At 47.5% G+C, this 16,767-nt stretch carries 12 protein-coding genes; 3 read left to right on the top strand and 9 right to left on the bottom strand.

Going from position 1 to position 16,767, the window contains the following annotated elements; translation table 11 throughout:
• Positions 1 to 38: 38 nt before the first annotated feature.
• On the bottom strand, positions 39 to 449 hold the full coding sequence (locus tag FQV30_RS00220) for a septum formation initiator family protein (protein WP_146498146.1): 411 nt from the start codon (positions 447 to 449) through the stop codon (positions 39 to 41).
• 290 nt (positions 450 to 739) lie between these two features.
• On the opposite strand from FQV30_RS00220, the gene FQV30_RS00215 reads away from it, so the two are divergent.
• Genes FQV30_RS00215 through argF form a run of 3 tightly spaced genes read left to right on the top strand, consistent with a single transcriptional unit; the run spans position 740 to position 5,845 of the window.
• Positions 740 to 1,810: a carbamoyl phosphate synthase small subunit gene (locus FQV30_RS00215; protein WP_146498145.1), complete on the top strand. Its 1,071-nt coding sequence runs from the start codon at positions 740 to 742 to the stop codon at positions 1,808 to 1,810.
• A complete protein-coding gene (locus FQV30_RS00210; protein ID WP_146498144.1) occupies positions 1,803 to 4,898 on the top strand; it encodes a carbamoyl-phosphate synthase (glutamine-hydrolyzing) large subunit in 3,096 nt (1,031 codons plus the stop codon). Before FQV30_RS00215 ends, FQV30_RS00210 begins: the two co-directional genes overlap by 8 nt.
• Complete coding sequence (gene argF, locus FQV30_RS00205; protein ID WP_146498143.1) at positions 4,895 to 5,845, top strand: ornithine carbamoyltransferase; 951 nt, start codon at positions 4,895 to 4,897, stop codon at positions 5,843 to 5,845. The genes FQV30_RS00210 and argF overlap by 4 nt, the downstream gene beginning before the upstream one ends.
• A 52-nt stretch (positions 5,846 to 5,897) precedes the next feature.
• Here the strand turns inward: argF and FQV30_RS00200 are convergent, their stop codons facing one another.
• From FQV30_RS00200 to glmU, 8 genes are all read right to left on the bottom strand, one after another.
• Positions 5,898 to 6,188: an RNA-binding S4 domain-containing protein gene (locus tag FQV30_RS00200; RefSeq protein ID WP_146498142.1), complete on the bottom strand. Its 291-nt coding sequence runs from the start codon at positions 6,186 to 6,188 to the stop codon at positions 5,898 to 5,900.
• Positions 6,185 to 7,654, bottom strand: coding sequence for a bifunctional methyltransferase/pyrophosphohydrolase YabN (gene yabN, locus FQV30_RS00195; protein ID WP_146498141.1), 1,470 nt, complete (start codon positions 7,652 to 7,654; stop codon positions 6,185 to 6,187). The genes FQV30_RS00200 and yabN overlap by 4 nt, the downstream gene beginning before the upstream one ends.
• Positions 7,655 to 7,660: 6 nt before the next feature.
• Positions 7,661 to 9,238 (bottom strand): putative polysaccharide biosynthesis protein, encoded by a 1,578-nt coding sequence (locus tag FQV30_RS00190; RefSeq protein ID WP_146498140.1) that lies wholly within the window; start codon positions 9,236 to 9,238, stop codon positions 7,661 to 7,663.
• A 42-nt stretch (positions 9,239 to 9,280) separates the two neighbouring features.
• The gene (gene mfd / locus FQV30_RS00185) at positions 9,281 to 12,814 is read right to left on the bottom strand and encodes a transcription-repair coupling factor (protein WP_146498139.1); all 3,534 of its coding nucleotides are present in this window, start codon (positions 12,812 to 12,814) and stop codon (positions 9,281 to 9,283) included.
• Between the two features lie 140 nt (positions 12,815 to 12,954).
• Positions 12,955 to 13,518: an aminoacyl-tRNA hydrolase gene (pth, locus tag FQV30_RS00180; RefSeq protein WP_146498138.1), complete on the bottom strand. Its 564-nt coding sequence runs from the start codon at positions 13,516 to 13,518 to the stop codon at positions 12,955 to 12,957.
• Positions 13,519 to 13,623: 105 nt separating this feature from the next.
• Complete coding sequence (locus FQV30_RS00175; protein WP_146498137.1) at positions 13,624 to 14,271, bottom strand: 50S ribosomal protein L25/general stress protein Ctc; 648 nt, start codon at positions 14,269 to 14,271, stop codon at positions 13,624 to 13,626.
• A 91-nt stretch (positions 14,272 to 14,362) separates the two neighbouring features.
• The gene (locus FQV30_RS00170) at positions 14,363 to 15,325 is read right to left on the bottom strand and encodes a ribose-phosphate diphosphokinase (protein ID WP_146498136.1); all 963 of its coding nucleotides are present in this window, start codon (positions 15,323 to 15,325) and stop codon (positions 14,363 to 14,365) included.
• Between the two features lie 15 nt (positions 15,326 to 15,340).
• Positions 15,341 to 16,711: a bifunctional UDP-N-acetylglucosamine diphosphorylase/glucosamine-1-phosphate N-acetyltransferase GlmU gene (gene glmU / locus FQV30_RS00165; protein ID WP_146498135.1), complete on the bottom strand. Its 1,371-nt coding sequence runs from the start codon at positions 16,709 to 16,711 to the stop codon at positions 15,341 to 15,343.
• Between the last annotated feature and the right edge of the window lie 56 nt (positions 16,712 to 16,767).

The following is a 16,767-nucleotide window of genomic DNA, read 5'->3' as shown; positions in this document are numbered from 1 at the left end:
CTTTCAATTATAACCATGAAAAAAAGAGTGTCAACTGACTACTCTTTTTCCTCGGCTTTTTCTTCTGTTTTTGGAACCGTAAAAATAATTTCCCCTTCTTCAGATAAAAAGTATTCTTTACGGGCTAATTTCGCCAAATATTCTTCATCATTCAATAGAATAATCTGCTCTTCCAATTTCTCCTGCTCCTGCTCCACTTCCTGAAGTGCGACCAGCGCTTCTTTATGCAGCTGTTCTTTTTCAGATAGGGTCTGCGATTGAGCATGAAGCGTCGAACCGATCCAAATGCTCGCCAATACAACAAATAGTCCGAAAACCGACAGCCGTCTGTATAGCCGGATTTTATGAGCTTTCTGGCGCTGCTCTTGGCGTTCGATCGAGCGGACATAGTCATTGCGAATTGAAGTGACTTCGCGACCTTCCGCTTTTGTTTCTTTCTTCAAACCCATGACTTGTTTCCCCCCTTCCGACTGACTTTGATGCCATTATACATGAAAAGATGAATTTTTATAAGTTTTTTTTGCAGTTCTTACTATTTTTCCCGCAAGCAGCCTGGAAAAGCACTTTTTACTTTATTCATATACATTAATAAAAATACTGTTGACTTTATTTTTATGCAGTCTTATAATACAACATACTATGAGAAACCTTTTAATTTATGAATAACATTCAGTTTCAATAAAATAACAGTCTTATAAATATGCAATATGGATGAATAAAAAGAACGGAGCGTGAGTTTATGGCAGGTGTACTGACATTCTCAAACGGCCAAGCATTTACAGGGCATTGGGACGGAGAAGAGAAGGAAATTCAAGGCGAAGTTGTGTTTTACACAGGAATGACCGGTTATGAAGAGGTATTGACTGATCCGTCTTACAAAAGTCAAATCGTCGTTTTTTCATATCCGTTGATTGGACAATATGGAATTCAGAAAAAACATATACAATCCAAAGAAATCCAAGCCGCTGGCATCATCGTTGCGGAATTATACGAAGGACCGATTGAAAAAGGCGCCATGGCGCTTGCTGAATTTGCCAAATGCTCTGGTGTTCCGATATTGAGTGGCGCTGACACACGTTCCATTATTAAAACAGTGCGTGAAGGCGGCACAATGCAATCGCATTTGAGTCCTGCCGGATCGCTTCCTGACGTTTGGGAACCTATACAGACCCATTTTTTTGCCGATGGGCAAAAAAAGCAGCAGATTATTCAATTAGGAGAAGGACATCCACATATCGGACTGATCGACTTTCACTACAAGTCTTCTATATTAGAGGAATTACTGAAGCGAAACTGCAAAGTCAGCATCTTGCCTCATACCATATCGACTGAAAAGTTGGATGCCTTGCAAGTGGACGGTTTGTTGTTTTCAAATGGCCCGGGAGATCCCGCCGCACTCGAAGCTCTCTTTCCCGTTTACCAGGATTGGGCAGAACGTTATCCTTCATTCGGCATTTGCCTCGGACACCAAGTATTGGCTTCCGCTTTTGGGGCAAAAACAACGAAATTGCCATACGGCCACCGAGGAGCCAACCATCCGGTGATGAATCTGAAAACCGGACAAGTCAGCATGAGCTCCCAAAACCATAGTTATGTAGTAGAGGAAGCAAGCCTTGGGCAAACACCGCTCGCTGTTCTTTATACAAACGTCAATGACGGCAGCATTGAAGGCTTGTATCATCCGGAGCTCCCTTTGATGACGGTGCAGTTTCATCCGGAAGCAGCGCCTGGCCCTGCTGAGCATCTTGAATTATTCGACCAATTTATAACGGCGATCCAACAGAAAAAGAAGGTGAAAATTCATGCCTAAACAACAAGGCATTAAAAAAGTATTGGTAATCGGTTCAGGCGCCATTGTCATCGGACAAGCCGCTGAATTTGATTATTCCGGTACACAAGCTTGCAGAGCATTAAAAGAAGAAGGCCTTCACGTAGTATTGGTCAATAACAATCCTGCCACAATCATGACTGATAAAACTGTTTCAGACAAAGTTTATTTTGAACCATTAACCGTCGAAAATGTAACGGCCATCATTGAAACAGAACGCCCGGATGGACTGCTTGCAACAGTCGGCGGCCAAACCGGACTGAATCTCGCGATGGCTTTGTCCGATGCCGGTATTTTATCGGAATATGGAGTTGCGCTTCTTGGCACCAACATCGCTTCCATCAAACAAGCAGAAGACCGCGAACAATTCCGCTCATTGATGAACAAGCTCGGTGAACCGGTACCAAGCAGCGACATCGTCTATTCCACTGACAGCGCATTGGAGTTTGCCTCCCAAGTCGGCTATCCGCTCATCGTCCGTCCAGCCTATACTCTTGGCGGTTTTGGGGGCGGCATCGCTCAAGATGAAGAGACCTACATATCTCTTGTCACACAAGGACTTAGCGCTAGCCCAATCAAGCAATGCCTTGTTGAAAAAAGCATTGCCGGCTACAAGGAAATCGAATATGAAGTGATGCGCGATGAAAATGGCACTTGCATCACTGTCTGCAATATGGAGAATATGGATCCAGTCGGCGTCCATACCGGTGATTCGATTGTAGTTGCACCAAGCCAGACGATGACAGACCGGGAATACCACATGCTGCGGACTTCTGCCATCAACATTATTGATGCACTAGGCATTATCGGCGCATGCAACGTCCAATTCGCTCTGCATCCGGAAACCTCCGCTTATTATTTGATCGAAGTCAATCCCCGGGTCAGCCGCTCTTCAGCCCTTGCATCTAAGGCGACTGGCTATCCGATTGCCAAAATTGCTGCAAAGCTCGCGGTCGGCTACAATCTTGCCGAATTGAAAAACCCGGTAACAGGTACAACATTCGCAAGCTTTGAACCGGCACTGGACTATGCGGTGGTGAAGATTCCACGCTGGCCATTCGATCAATTCCAAAACGCCAACCGCAAGCTCGGCACGCAAATGAAAGCGACCGGTGAAGTGATGGCAATTGAAAGAAGCATGGAAGCAGCATTTCAAAAAGCCATCCGTTCTCTTGATATTCCTCTCGATGGCTTCCGGCTTCCTGCACTTGCCGATGTACCGACTGAGGAACTGGAACAGCTGGCCATCGCGGCAGATGACCGCCGGCTTTTCGTCTTGCTTGAATTGCTGATCCGCGGCAAAAGCAGGGAAGACTTGCATGACGCAACTGCAATCTCCCCGTACTTCCTGTTTGTTTTGTCACGCATCGTAGATGAATGGCAAAACTTGCAGAAGCTGACATGGAACAGCATGACGCCTAAGCGGCTGCTTGAAGCGAAGGCACTTGGATTCAGCGACCAGCAACTGGCGGACATATGGGGCATCTCCGCTTCTGAGATTTGGGGACAGCGAAAATGCTGGAACTTGCTTCCCGCTTACCGGGTTATCGACACGTGTGCAGCGGAGTTCCGTTCGCAGACCAACTATTTCTATTCCACATGGAATGGCTCTTCCGATGAGCGATCCGCAAACCGAAAAAAGGTGGCTGTTATCGGATCTGGACCAATACGCATCGGCCAAGGAATCGAATTTGACTATTGCTGTGTCCATAGCATCCTAGCCTTACAAAAGTTGGGCTATGAAGCCATCATGATCAACAACAATCCCGAAACCGTAAGTACGGATTATGAAGTGGCGGATGCACTGTATTTTGAACCATTGACGACGGAAGACATTTTGAACGTTCTTGATTTTGAAGGCATCACTCAAGTTATCGTCCAATTTGGCGGCCAGACATCGCTCAATGTGGCGGCGGAATTGGAACAAGCTGGCATCACCATTCTCGGCTCTGCTGTTGACATTCTTGACCAAATGGAAGACCGCGACCGCTTTTACGCCTTCCTTGAATCAGTCGGACTGCCGTCCATCCCTAGTTTTACAGCAAATGAAGCGTCCGAAGTTGCTGCCTATGCCGAACAGCTCGGCTATCCGGTGCTGCTGCGCCCGTCATATGTGATAGGCGGCAAAGGCATGACCGTTTTGCATAATGAACAACAACTTGCTGCATGGCTTCAAAAAACGGCAGTGGCATTCCCGGTATTGGTGGACCATTTTATCACCGGAAAAGAAGTGGAAGCGGATATTCTATCGGACGGCGAAAACGTATGGGTGTCTGCTATCTTTGAACATATGGAAGGTACTGGCGTCCACTCGGGTGACAGCATTTCCATCACGCCGCCGGTTTCTTTAACACAAGCCGCACAGGACAAACTGGCTGACACGGCCCGGCATATTGCGAAAAATATGGCATATAAAGGCTTGTTCAATATCCAATTTGTTTACGAGCAAGACCAATTGTTTGTCATGGAAATCAACCCACGGGCCTCGCGAACGGTGCCGATCAGCTCTAAAGTAACAGACGTCCCGCTCGTTCAGATGGCTACCGCCCTGATGCTTGGCGCGTCTTTCGAGGAACTTGGCATCGGAAAACTGTATAACGGACAGCCTGACTTCACAGTCAAAGCACCGGTTTTTTCGCACATTAAGCTTCCAGGGCTTTCACCGGTTCTGTCTCCTGAAATGATGTCTACGGGAGAAGTGATCGGTTCAGATAGCGATGCTGCCATCGCTATGTACAAAGCGTTAAAAGGCGCCTCTCAGCAACTGGCAGATTTGCAGTCTGGCGGGACCGTTTTTGCAACGGAGCCGTCACTCGGCTATATCGATAAACCTTTCTGGGAATCCCGCGGTTTTACATTTTTTACGGAAGCCGACTTGCCATTCAAAGAATGGCTGAAAACCGATTCGAAAACTGCTTATATTGATTTGACGCCGAACCCGGATAAAGTCCAAGCGTCTCTTGCCGCTATTCATCGCCTTCATGTGTGGACACGCGGGGAAACGGTCGACGCTTTTGAAAATTATGTCCATGCGGTGCATGGCCCAACCAAAGGAGTGCTTGTAAAATGACAATGACTTCAACGTTTGCCCCAAAAATCAGCCAAAAACACCTATTATCGCTGAAGGATTATAGCTCGCAGGAAATATTGGACTTGCTGTCGCTTGCTGCGGAACTGAAAAAGCCTGAAAACAAATATGCACCTTTATTGAAAAACAAAGTGCTTGGCATGATTTTTGAAAAATCGTCGACACGTACACGCGTTTCTTTTGAAGCCGGCATGCTGCAGCTTGGCGGGCATGCCATGTATTTGAGCACACGCGATATTCAAATGGGGCGCGGGGAAACAATCGCCGATACAGCGCGCGTTTTGTCAGGATATTTGGACGGCATCATGATCCGCACGTTTGAACAGGAAACAGTCCAGGAACTGGCAGATAACAGTTCTATCCCTGTCATCAATGGATTGACCGACGACTTCCATCCGTGCCAAGTTTTGGCGGACCTTTTAACGATTCAGGAACAATTCGGCTCGTTGCAAGGCAAGAAAATGGCATATATCGGAGACGGCAATAATATGGCAAATTCCTTGATGATCGGTGCGGCAAAAGTCGGTATGCACATTATAGTCGCCGCACCTGCTGGATACAGCCCGAAACCGGAAATGGTGTCATTGGCACAAGAATTTGCAAAAGAAACAGGTGCCAACGTTCACATAACGGCCGATCCTGTTGAAGCGGTTATGGGAGCTGACGTTATTTACACCGACGTTTGGGCTAGTATGGGCCAAGAACAAGAAGCACTGGAGCGCTTGGAGCATTTCAAAAACTTCCAGGTCAATGAAGAGCTTGTCAAGCACGCAAATCCAAATTACATTTTCATGCACTGCTTGCCTGCCCACCGTGAAGAAGAAGTAACAACTGGCGTATTGGAAGGTCCGAATTCGGTGATCTTCCAAGAAGCCGAAAACCGCCTGCATGCACAAAAGGCTTTGCTTGTCGCTTTGTTGAACAATTAATAGAAAAAAGCAGCCGAGAGTTTCTCGGCTGCTTTTTCAGTTATCTAAACCCTTACGCTTCGTCATCGATAAATTGCGGTTCAACTTTTTCAAGTTTCTCTTCTTTTAAGATGGTGTACATATTGGCGGTTTCTTCTTTTTTCGCGTTTTCTTTCAATAAGTCAACGCGTACGGTCACCACTTTTTGGCCAAAGCGGATTTGCAGTTCGTCGTTTTCCTTGATGACGGAGCTGGCTTTCGCTTTTGTACCGTTTACAGTAATTCGTCCTTGGTCGGCTACCTCTTTCGCTAAAGTCCGGCGCTTGATCAAGCGCGAGACTTTTAAGAATTTATCGAGTCTCATTTGTCCTCTTCCTTTCGTGCCATCAGTTTGGCTTCTTTCCAAAATCCATCAAGCTGTTCCAGCGTATAATCGCCGAAGTCACCAGTACCTTCGTTCACCCGTTTTTCCACGTAGCCGAAGCGCTGCTGGAATTTCCGGTTCGCGTGAAGCATTGCTTCTTCCGGCGACAAATCGAAGAACCGGGCAATGTTAACCAACGTAAACAATAAATCTCCCAGCTCATCTAATTGACGATCTTTTGACCCTTTCGCCACTTCTGCCTGGAACTCCTGCAGCTCCTCCTGGAATTTTTCCCAGGCACCTTCCGCATCCGGCCAGCTGAAACCGACTTTCGCCGCTTTTTTCTGGTAGTTGTATGAGGTCATAAGCGAGGAACTAAAACGTTCCTGCCCTTCAAGCAATGAAGCGGATGTCGGCTTTTCCTCCGCCTTGATGGCTTGCCAATTGGCGAGCACGTCATCAGAACTGGAAACTCGGACATCGCCGAACACATGGGGATGCCGGCGGATCATTTTTGCACTGACCGCTTCAAGCACATCTTCAAGCTGGAAATAACCATTGTCCTGGCCTATTTGCGCATGCAGGAAAATTTGCAGGAGCACATCGCCGAGCTCTTCTGCCATCGCTTCATCATCTTCCTCGCGGATAGCTTGCAGCAGCTCATGCGCTTCTTCAATCAGATACGGGCTCAAGGATTCGTGGGTCTGCTCCCGGTCCCAAGGACAGCCGTCCGGGCTTCTGAGCACTGCCACAATATCACGGAACGTCTGCCACTCCCGCAAGCGCTGCATATAGTCTTTTGCCGGCGGCACATAAATGGTCGTCAAATTGTTCACTTCTGTGCTGCGGTCAAGTTCATAAAGCGGTACGGTGCGAAGCGATTCTGCTGCAGAACCTGCGGCGGTGACGATCGTTACCGCATAATCGTCCGGGTATTTTTCCATCAGCGTCAATTTGACCTCAGACGCACTGAATGAATCATACACTTGGGCAATTAGAATATGCTGCGTCATGTTCAACTGGCCGCTTTTCATTTCCGTGCCATCGACCAATTGAAATCCTTCAATTGGATCGATACGGAGCGCACCGAACAAGGCATCCAAAAAGCTGTGTCCGCCTTCGATGCTCAAACGGCAATCGCCGTTTTTTTCAGCTTCGATCAAATTTTGTACGGTTTGTTCGGCAACAAGCGGATGACCAGGCACCGCGTAGACGACCTCTTCTTCTCTTGATAGCCCAATGAGCGTTTCTGCAATTTCTGCATAAACCGGTTCAAACGCATCATGTTTTTCATAAACGGTGTCAAAACTGGAAAACGTTACACCTTCCTTGGCCAGTTCCGCTAATACCGGATGGTCTGCTGTGCGAACATAAAGCCTTTTCGCTTTTTTCAAGCTTTTATAGACGCCGAGCGGCAATTGATCCAAATCCCCCGCCCCGAGGCCGATGATATGAATGGTATTCATAGGTGATCACCTTTTTCTTCTAGAATTTATAGCTAACTGAAGGCCGGCCATTTTACGCCCGAACGGAATGATGTACCATTCCTTTTCCGTAACAATGCGGCTTTTTGCGATGATAAGGAGAAAGACGAACGCTCCAAGCGGAACTGCCGAGAGCGTCGTAAATAAAGCGGCCATCCGGTTCGGCAGCCCATCAAACAACACCCAGTCGGATAATAGAGCCCATAAGACTACAACTGCAGACATCACAAAGGCGGCAGTAAACAGCCAACTGTAATAACGGAGCGGTGCAAAACGCAGCGGCCAGACTTTTTTGAAGTACCAAATCAAGCCGGCTACGATAAGCGCAAGCGCTATGTTCCCCGCAAGCGATGCTCCCAAGACGCCCCATATCGGTATCAGCAGCCAGTTGCAGCCGATTTTGACCAGTATGCCGCTAATCAAAAACAGGGCCGGCACTTTTGCTTTGCCAAGACCCTGAAGGATGGCGTTTAGTACAAGCAACAGGGACATCCAAACAATCTGCCAACTGAACACAATAAGCGCAAACGATTCTTCCTGTGTTTGAAACAGTGTTTCATTGACGTAAGGCATTACAAACGTCAACCCCGTTGCCGCTGCAAAAGCAAAAAGGAACGACGTACGAAACGCTAACTGCGCATATAAATCGGCTGAGCGGCCGCTTTGCTTTTTGGACATATGGGCAATAAGCGGAACAATTGCAAGCGACAGTGAAGTCGCAATCAATAAGCCGAATTGGACAAGTGGCTGGCCACGGTCGTAAATGCCCTTTTGCTCCATTGCCTCTATGCGTTCAACGCCGCTTTCTGACAATAGGCGGAAGACAGTAAAGGAATCCACCAGCTGGAAAAACAAGAGCAGGAGCGAACCCATACTAACGCTGAAACTGATGGACAATATTTTCTTCAGAATGGGTCCTGCTTCAACAGAAGCAGGTTCCGGCAAAGCGGCGAAGCTTCGCCGAAAGTGCCGCATCAACAGCAAAAGACCTGCAATGCCGCCTGCTACTGCACCGAACATCGCCATTTGTCCTGCGGCATAGAGAGAAGCGCCGCTTGAAACAAGCAGCCACGTACCGACTAAGATGATCGTTACTCGAACGGCTTGGTCCCATACTTGTGAATACGCCACCGGTTCCATTTGATTGTTTGACTGAAAATAACCTTTCAAGACGGCTAGCGGCGGCATGAGCATGACAGCAAAGGCACTGACTTTCAATAAGCCGCTGAGTTTGCCGTCCCCCATCCACCCCGCCAGCAAATCCGCACCGAAAAACAATACCGCAAAAACCAGCACAGAGATGGCGGCAATACAGCCGAATGCTGTACGCAAAATCACAGAGTGGTGATGCGCTTCATGATCCGCCATCACTTTCGACACTGCCACCGCAAAGCCGTACGATGTCCAGATGCTGAAAATGCCGATGAATGGATAAACTTGCTGGTAAATGTAAAAACCTTGGTCCCCCACCATGTTTTGAAAAGGCACCCGGTATACCGCGCTGAGAAGCTTGACCATCAAGCCTGCCAGCGTCAGAAGGACGGCGCCTTTCATAAACGATTTCATTATGCCTTCATTGTTCACCGGATCCACTCATTCCATTGATGATTAACTGATTGACTTTACTTCCCGAAGCGATTCCGGAAGCATCTGCATCATGCCTTCAAGCACGTCGAATGGATGGTGCTTTGTGGTTTTGTTTTCGTCAATCGTCATGACCAATTGCTGGCCGGACATGCTGAAGCCGACAGCCCGGCCGTATTTGGCGGAATCCTCCACCAGTTTTCCGCCATTTACCGCAGATGTTCCTTTTTCGCTCAGACGGATTGAAACAATTTTGCCGTTTTGCTTGATCGACTCTACTCCCACCATACGTGCCCAGACTTTCATGCGGGCAATACGCAAGAGGCGGTCTGTTTCAAGCGGCATGTCGCCGAAACGATCGATCAGTTCGTCTTGCAGCTCATCCACTTCTTCTGCTGTTTCGATGCCTTTTACCCGTTTGTACATCTGGATTTTCTGGTAGCCATCGCTAATGTAAGAGTCCGGAATATAAGCATCGATATCCAAAGAAATCTCGATTTCCGGAATTTCTTCTTTTTTGATGCCTGTCTGGCGTTCTTCCACTGCTTCTTTCAGCATTTGCGAATATAAATCAAAACCGACCGAATCAATAAACCCATGCTGTTGCGAACCTAGCAGATTGCCGGCGCCTCGGATCGTTAAATCCCGCATGGCAATCTTGAAGCCGGAACCGAGCTCCGTAAATTCTTTGATTGCCATCAAGCGTTTTTCCGCTACATCGGTCAGTACTTTATCGCGCTGATACATGAAATAGGCATAGGCTACCCGGCTTGACCGGCCGACGCGCCCCCGCAGCTGGTAAAGCTGGGACAAGCCCATCCGGTCTGCGTTATGGATGATTAATGTATTGACATTCGGAATATCAATCCCGGTTTCGATAATCGTCGTCGTCACAAGCACGTCATAGTCGCCGTCCAGAAAACTCAGGATAACTGATTCCAGTTCCCTCTCCGTCATTTGGCCATGGGCATGGCCGACGCGCGCTTCTGGCACCAATGCCTGGATTTCTTCCACTTTCCGCGTCATATCATCTACCCGGTTGTACAAGAAGAACACTTGTCCGCCGCGAGCCATTTCCCGTTCGATCGCTTCACGCACGAGCGTCCCGTTGTATTCCATCACATAGCTCTGAACCGGGAAACGGTTTTCAGGCGGCGTTTCGATAACCGACAAATCGCGTACACCGATCATCGACATATGCAGTGTCCGGGGAATCGGCGTTGCCGTCAGCGTTAATACGTCGACGTTGGTTTTCATCTGTTTGATTTTTTCTTTATGGGTTACGCCAAAGCGTTGCTCTTCGTCAATAATCAGCAATCCCAGATCTTTATAGACCAAGTCTTTCGACAAAATCCGGTGTGTTCCGATCACGATGTCCACCGAACCGTTTTTCAGCCCTTTGACCGTTTCCGTCTGCTGCTTTTTCGAACGGAATCGGCTCATCAGGCCAACTTCGATCGGATAATCTTTGAACCGTTCACTCATCGTTTCGTAATGCTGCTGGGCAAGAATCGTTGTCGGCACCAAGAAGGCCACTTGCTTTCCATCGAGCACCGCCTTGAATGCGGCGCGGATCGCCACTTCGGTTTTCCCATAGCCCACATCGCCACAAATCAAGCGGTCCATCGGACGTTCTTTTTCCATGTCCTTTTTCACTTCTGCAATCGACCTCAATTGATCGGCCGTTTCTTCATATGGAAATTCCGCTTCGAACTGGCGCTGCATGTCCTGCTCTTCGGAAAACGCATAGCCTTTCTGCGCTTCACGCTCTGCGTACAGCTTGATCAAATCATCTGCAATATCCTGAACTGCAGCCGATACTTTCTTGCGGGTTTTTTGCCATTCCGCTCCGCCCATCTTATGCAGTTTTGGCTCTTTCTCCTCGGAAGCAATGTACTTTTGGATCAAATCAATTTGATCGACTGGCACAAACAATTTATCATCGGCTTTATAAACAATATGCAAATAATCTTTATGGACACCGCCGATTTCAAGCGTCTCAATCCCGACATAGCGGCCGATGCCGTGATGGACATGAACGATATAATCGCCGGGCTTGATTTCGGAATAACTTTTGATGCGCTCGGCGTTCGTCATTTTTTGCGGGCGTGATTTTTTCTTCGCTTGTTTGGTGAAAAGTTCGGAATCGGTAAGAACCGCAAAGCGCTGAAGCGGCATTTCAAAACCGTTCGACAAATCTCCGTCAACCAGGTAAACTCTGCCGCCCTGCAGTTCGGCGGATGGATCCGCTATTTCCGCTTCCATGCCATAATCTTCAAGTACAGAGCGAACTTTTTTCAAGCGCTCCTCGCCTTGGGCCACGATAAAGACGCGGAACTTCGCGAGCTCCCAGCGCTCGATTTCCGCTTTCAACAAATTCATCTGGCCGTGGAACGACTGCATTGGCTTGCTTGAAAAGGCCACGGATTTTTTCACGGACACCATGGGGAAAGTCCGGACAAAAAGCGATAAAAATGTCATTTTCTGTTTTGAACGAGAAAGGACTTCACGGAATGAGTAAGCCAAGTGGACATCGTGAAGGAACTTGCCTTCTTCAAGCAGCGAGACAATCCAGTCGCCTTCTTCCCGCTCCAGCGTTTCCGTCATTTCCTGGATGCGCCCCAGTTCGTCATAAAAGACAAAGCCGTCCTCAGGAAAATAATCGCCTAAAAAGGCGGATTGTTCTTCAACCAAAGCCGCGTATTTCGCCACACCGTCCGGTATATCTCCTTGGCGCAGCATGTCGATATCATGTTGGATATGCATAAGCAAAGCTTCTTTTGTTTCTTCGGCTTTTATTTTCTTCAGTGTATGGGCCAACTGGTCTTCTAATTGATCTGCCAACTTTCGTTGCTGAAGCGTTGACAGTACCAGCTCGCTTGCCGGCAGAATGCGCAAGGACCGCAATTTTTCGAGCGACCGCTGATCCTCCGCTGAAAACAGGCGGATAGAATCGACTTCGGTGTCGAACAGCTCAATGCGGGCCGGATGCTCAAAATTCAATGGATATATATCGAGTATCCCTCCGCGCAAGGCGAATTCTCCTGGTGTGGTCACCATCGGCGTACGCGAATAGCCCATCGCTACCAATTTCGACAGCCACTCCTGTGTATCGAGTTCTTCTCCTTCCGCGGTATGGAGTGTGGAAGCATCCCATTTCGCTTTTGAGGGCAGCAGCTTCCGCATGCCGGCAACCGGCGTGACGTATATGCCTTTGCCAATGTTTTTCATGTGGTCAAGCGTATCGATCCGATGCGCCCTAAGTTCAGGTCCTGAAAAGGAAATGTCTGCCGCAATCAATTCATCTGCCGGGTATAAACGGACATTGTCTTCACCGACTAATTTAATCAAATCATCATAAACACGCTGCGCATGCAGCAAATTCGGCGTAACAATCAACAAGGGCTGTTCCATTTGCGACCAGACCGTCTGATAAAAAATCGACCGGGCACTGCCCGAAAGTCCTGAAATCAACTGGTGATCCTGCCCTTTTTTCAAATCTGCAATAAATCGCTTTGTATGAGAATCCTCTGAAAACGCTTGTAGAATATGTTCCATGAAGATTCCTCCTCTCCGGTTAAAAGTGAAACTTACTATATTAAGGGTTATACCTCTTGTCAGGCACTTCGAATCTTGGCCAAGCAAAAAGATAGAAGAAACAGAAAAAAGCTCTGGACGCAATTTGCGCCAAAGCGAGATTATGTTCCGTTGAACTTAGTCATGACTTCTATGAACGGTTTCGACAGCCAGAATTCGCATGCCTCAGCACTTTTTCTAACTGCTTCCTCCACTTCCGGGGCTTCATCTTTAGAAAACCGCGATAATACATAATCAGGCACTTTCATGCCTGCCGGCGGCCGGTCGATGCCGATGCGCATCCGGTTGAATTGCTGGCTGCCTAAATGATGAATAAGCGACTTGATCCCATTGTGGCCGCCGGCACTGCCTTTTTGGCGCAGCCGAAGCTGTCCTGTCGGCAAATCCAAATCGTCATAGATGACTACGATATCTTCAATGGCAATATCGTAATAGTCCATTAAAGCACCTACCGCTTCCCCTGACAGATTCATATAAGTAAGGGGCTTCAAAAGCATAACTTTGCCTTCAGGCCGATGGATAACAGAGTACATCCCTTTGAATTTTGATTGCGTCAAAGGAGAGTTCCATTTGTCCGCTAAAAAATCTATCACTTCAAATCCGATATTGTGCCGTGTTCCGGCATATGTTTTGCCAGGATTTCCTAGCCCGATTATCAATTTCATCATAACTCTTCCTTTGCTTTTCACTGCCCTCTATTTTACCATAAGCCTCCGCTAAATAAAAAAATAGGGACTGTCGACTGACAGCCCCTTATTTCATTGTGTCATTTATGCTTCGTTTTCTTTGCCTGGAGCATCTTCCCCGATTACTTCCGGTTCAGCGTCTTCGCCAGTCGGCGTTTCAAGGCTTTCAAGCTCTTCATCCGTACGCGGTGCTGTAACGGAAACCAAGATAAAGTCATCATCTTCTAAAATCTCATACGAGACGGTGTTGCGAATGTCGCCTACAGTGATATGATCGCCAATTGCGAGAGTGGTCACATCAATTTCCAAAGCATCTGGAATATCCGCTGGTTTTACTTTGATTGTTACTTCACGGTTTGGCTGGTTCAAAACGCCGCTTTCTTTTTCGCCCGCAGATTCACCAATTGTATGGACTGCTACCGAAACTTCCAGCTCATCGGACATATTGACTGCCAAGAAATCGACATGCTTGAAACTGCCTTTTAATGCATCCATTTGGTAGTCGCTCAATACAACGTTAATCGTTTTTCCGTCTACTTCTAAACTAATGACTCCATTGCGTCCAGATTCACGCAAAGTTTTGATCAAATCGATTTCAGAGACTGAAATCGGCGTAGTTTCTACTTGATAGCCGTAGACCACGCCCGGGACTTCCCCTTTTCCTCGCAAATCAGTTAATACTGAATGTGGTTTTCCGCTTTCTCGTTTTTGTGCCGTTATTTTTCCAGTCATTTAAGTCACCCTCCATTAGTTAAGTACATAATGGATAAATACCCTAACGCCTAGAAGCGCAAACATAGTTTAGGCACAGCCGAGCTGGTAGTCAATCGAAAAGGGTGCTTACAGATTTTTGTTCATGGACGCGGACAATCGTTTCCGCCAGTAATTTCGCTACAGACAATTGCTTGATTTTCGGGGATTTCTTGTGTTCCGGCAGAGCGATGGAGTTAGTGATGACCAATTCCTTGATCACCGAATCGTTGATCCGTTGAACGGCCGGTCCTGAAAGAACCGGGTGCGTAGAACATGCATAAACTTCTTTCGCTCCGCTTTCAATCAACGCCCCGGCGGCAAGCGACATTGTACCCGCAGTATCGATGATGTCATCAATGATGATGGCCGTTTTGCCTTCGACATTCCCGATAATGTTCATCACTTCTGACACATTCGGCCGAGGTCGGCGCTTATCGATAATAGCGATTGGCGCTTTTAGGCGATCCGCCATTTTCCGGGCGCGAGTCACTCCTCCGTGGTCCGGCGACACAATGATGACGTTCGACAAATCAATGCCGCTGTCATTTATAAAGTATTCGGAAAGAAGGGGCACAGCTAATAGATGGTCGATCAAAATATCAAAAAACCCTTGAATTTGAGGTGCATGCAAGTCTAAAACAATTGCACGCGTCACCCCTGCAGTTTCCAACAAATTCGCAACAAGTTTCGCTGTAATCGGTTCACGTGAACGGGCCTTGCGGTCTTGGCGTGCATATCCGTAATAAGGAATCACTACGTTGACTGTGCGGGCGGACGCGCGTTTTACTGCATCCACCATAATCAGTAGCTCCATCAAGTTTTCATTGACCGGTTCAGAAGTCGATTGTACGATGAACACATCACAGCCCCGAATACTTTCCTCAATATTGATTTGGATTTCGCCATCACTGAACTTTGTTACAGAACATTTTCCTAATGGAATACCTACGTTTTGCGCAATTTCTTCTGCAAGCTGCTGATTCGAATTCAATGAAAAGATTTTCAGCTTATCATCTGTATTTTGATAACCCATCGAGTGAGAGCCCTCCTATTTTTTCCCGTTTAATTTGGCGACATAGCCTTCTTTGTTTTCCTGGCGAGCCCTTGCGATTGCCAATGCATCACTTGGCACATTTTTCGAAATGGTTGACCCTGCGGCTACATACGATCCTTTGCCGATAGTTACAGGGGCAATCAGGTTCGAATTGCATCCGATGAACGAGTCATCTTCAATTGTAGTCATGTACTTGTTTTTGCCGTCATAGTTGACTGTAATGGTTCCGCATCCGATGTTGACGTTTGTGCCAACTTCTGCGTCGCCAATATAGCTTAAATGGGAAACTTTGCTGTTGTTGCCAAGAGACGCTTTTTTCACTTCGACAAAATTGCCGATTTTCACATCATTGCCCAAGCTGCTTTCGGGACGGAGATGAGCAAACGGCCCTACCGCTGCATCTTCGCCTACTACGCTGTCGTAAACATGCGAGGAGCGGATGCTTGTACGGTCTCCAATGACGCTGTTGGAAATCGTTGTGCCAGAAGAAATAAAGCAATCTTCCCCGATTTTCGCGCTGCCCTCGATCATGACATTGGGTTGAAGAACCGTGTCTCTGCCGATTTCCGCTTGCATACTGATATATGTGGAGGCTGGATCGATAATCGATACGCCGGCGCGCATATGTTTTTCAGCAATGCGCGCGCGCATGATGCGCTCTGCTTCACTTAACGCTACACGGTCATTGACTCCCAGCGTCTCTTCAAAACTGTCGGTTGCAAACGCAGCCACCGTTTCGCCCTGTTTTTGCAAAATCTCAATAACGTCCGGCAGATAATATTCGCCCTGTACATTGTCATTTGATACAAGCTTGAGAGCTTCGAAAAGAGATTCATTGTCAAAGCAATAAGTTCCGGTATTGATTTCTGTCACAAGCTGCTCTTCAGGCGATGCATCTTTTTGTTCTACAATTCGTTCAACACTTCCCGCTTCGCTGCGCAAAATACGGCCATATCCTGTCGGATTGTCAGCAATAGCGGTAAGGATTGTCGCTTTTGCTCTCTCTGCATTATGGTGATCAAGCAAAGCTTGCATCGTTTCCGGCCGGATAAGCGGCGTATCTCCGCAAACGACCAAAGTCGTGCCAGGCTTTCCTTCTATCAACGAAGCTGCCTGTTGGACCGCATGGGCTGTTCCAAGCTGTTCGGCTTGCAGCGCATATTCACTTTTAGCCCCTAACTGCTCCTGAACTTTTTCTGCGCCATGGCCCACGATTGTAACAATTTTTTCAACGCCGAGCTGGCTGACATTTTCTGTTACATGCTCAACCATCGGCATCCCGCATACAGGGTGAAGCACTTTATAGAGTTTCGACTTCATGCGCGTCCCTTGGCCTGCTGCTAAAATTACTGCATATGTATTCATCCCTAAACCTCCATCGTCTAATTTTAAAGTAGTTCTTTATCGTGATTATTTAGCTG

The organism is Planomicrobium sp. CPCC 101110 (assembly GCF_007859395.1).
Taxonomy (GTDB): domain Bacteria; phylum Bacillota; class Bacilli; order Bacillales_A; family Planococcaceae; genus Planococcus.
Note: the sequence above shows the minus strand (reverse complement) of the source record. Positions and strands in the feature narration are given on the sequence as shown.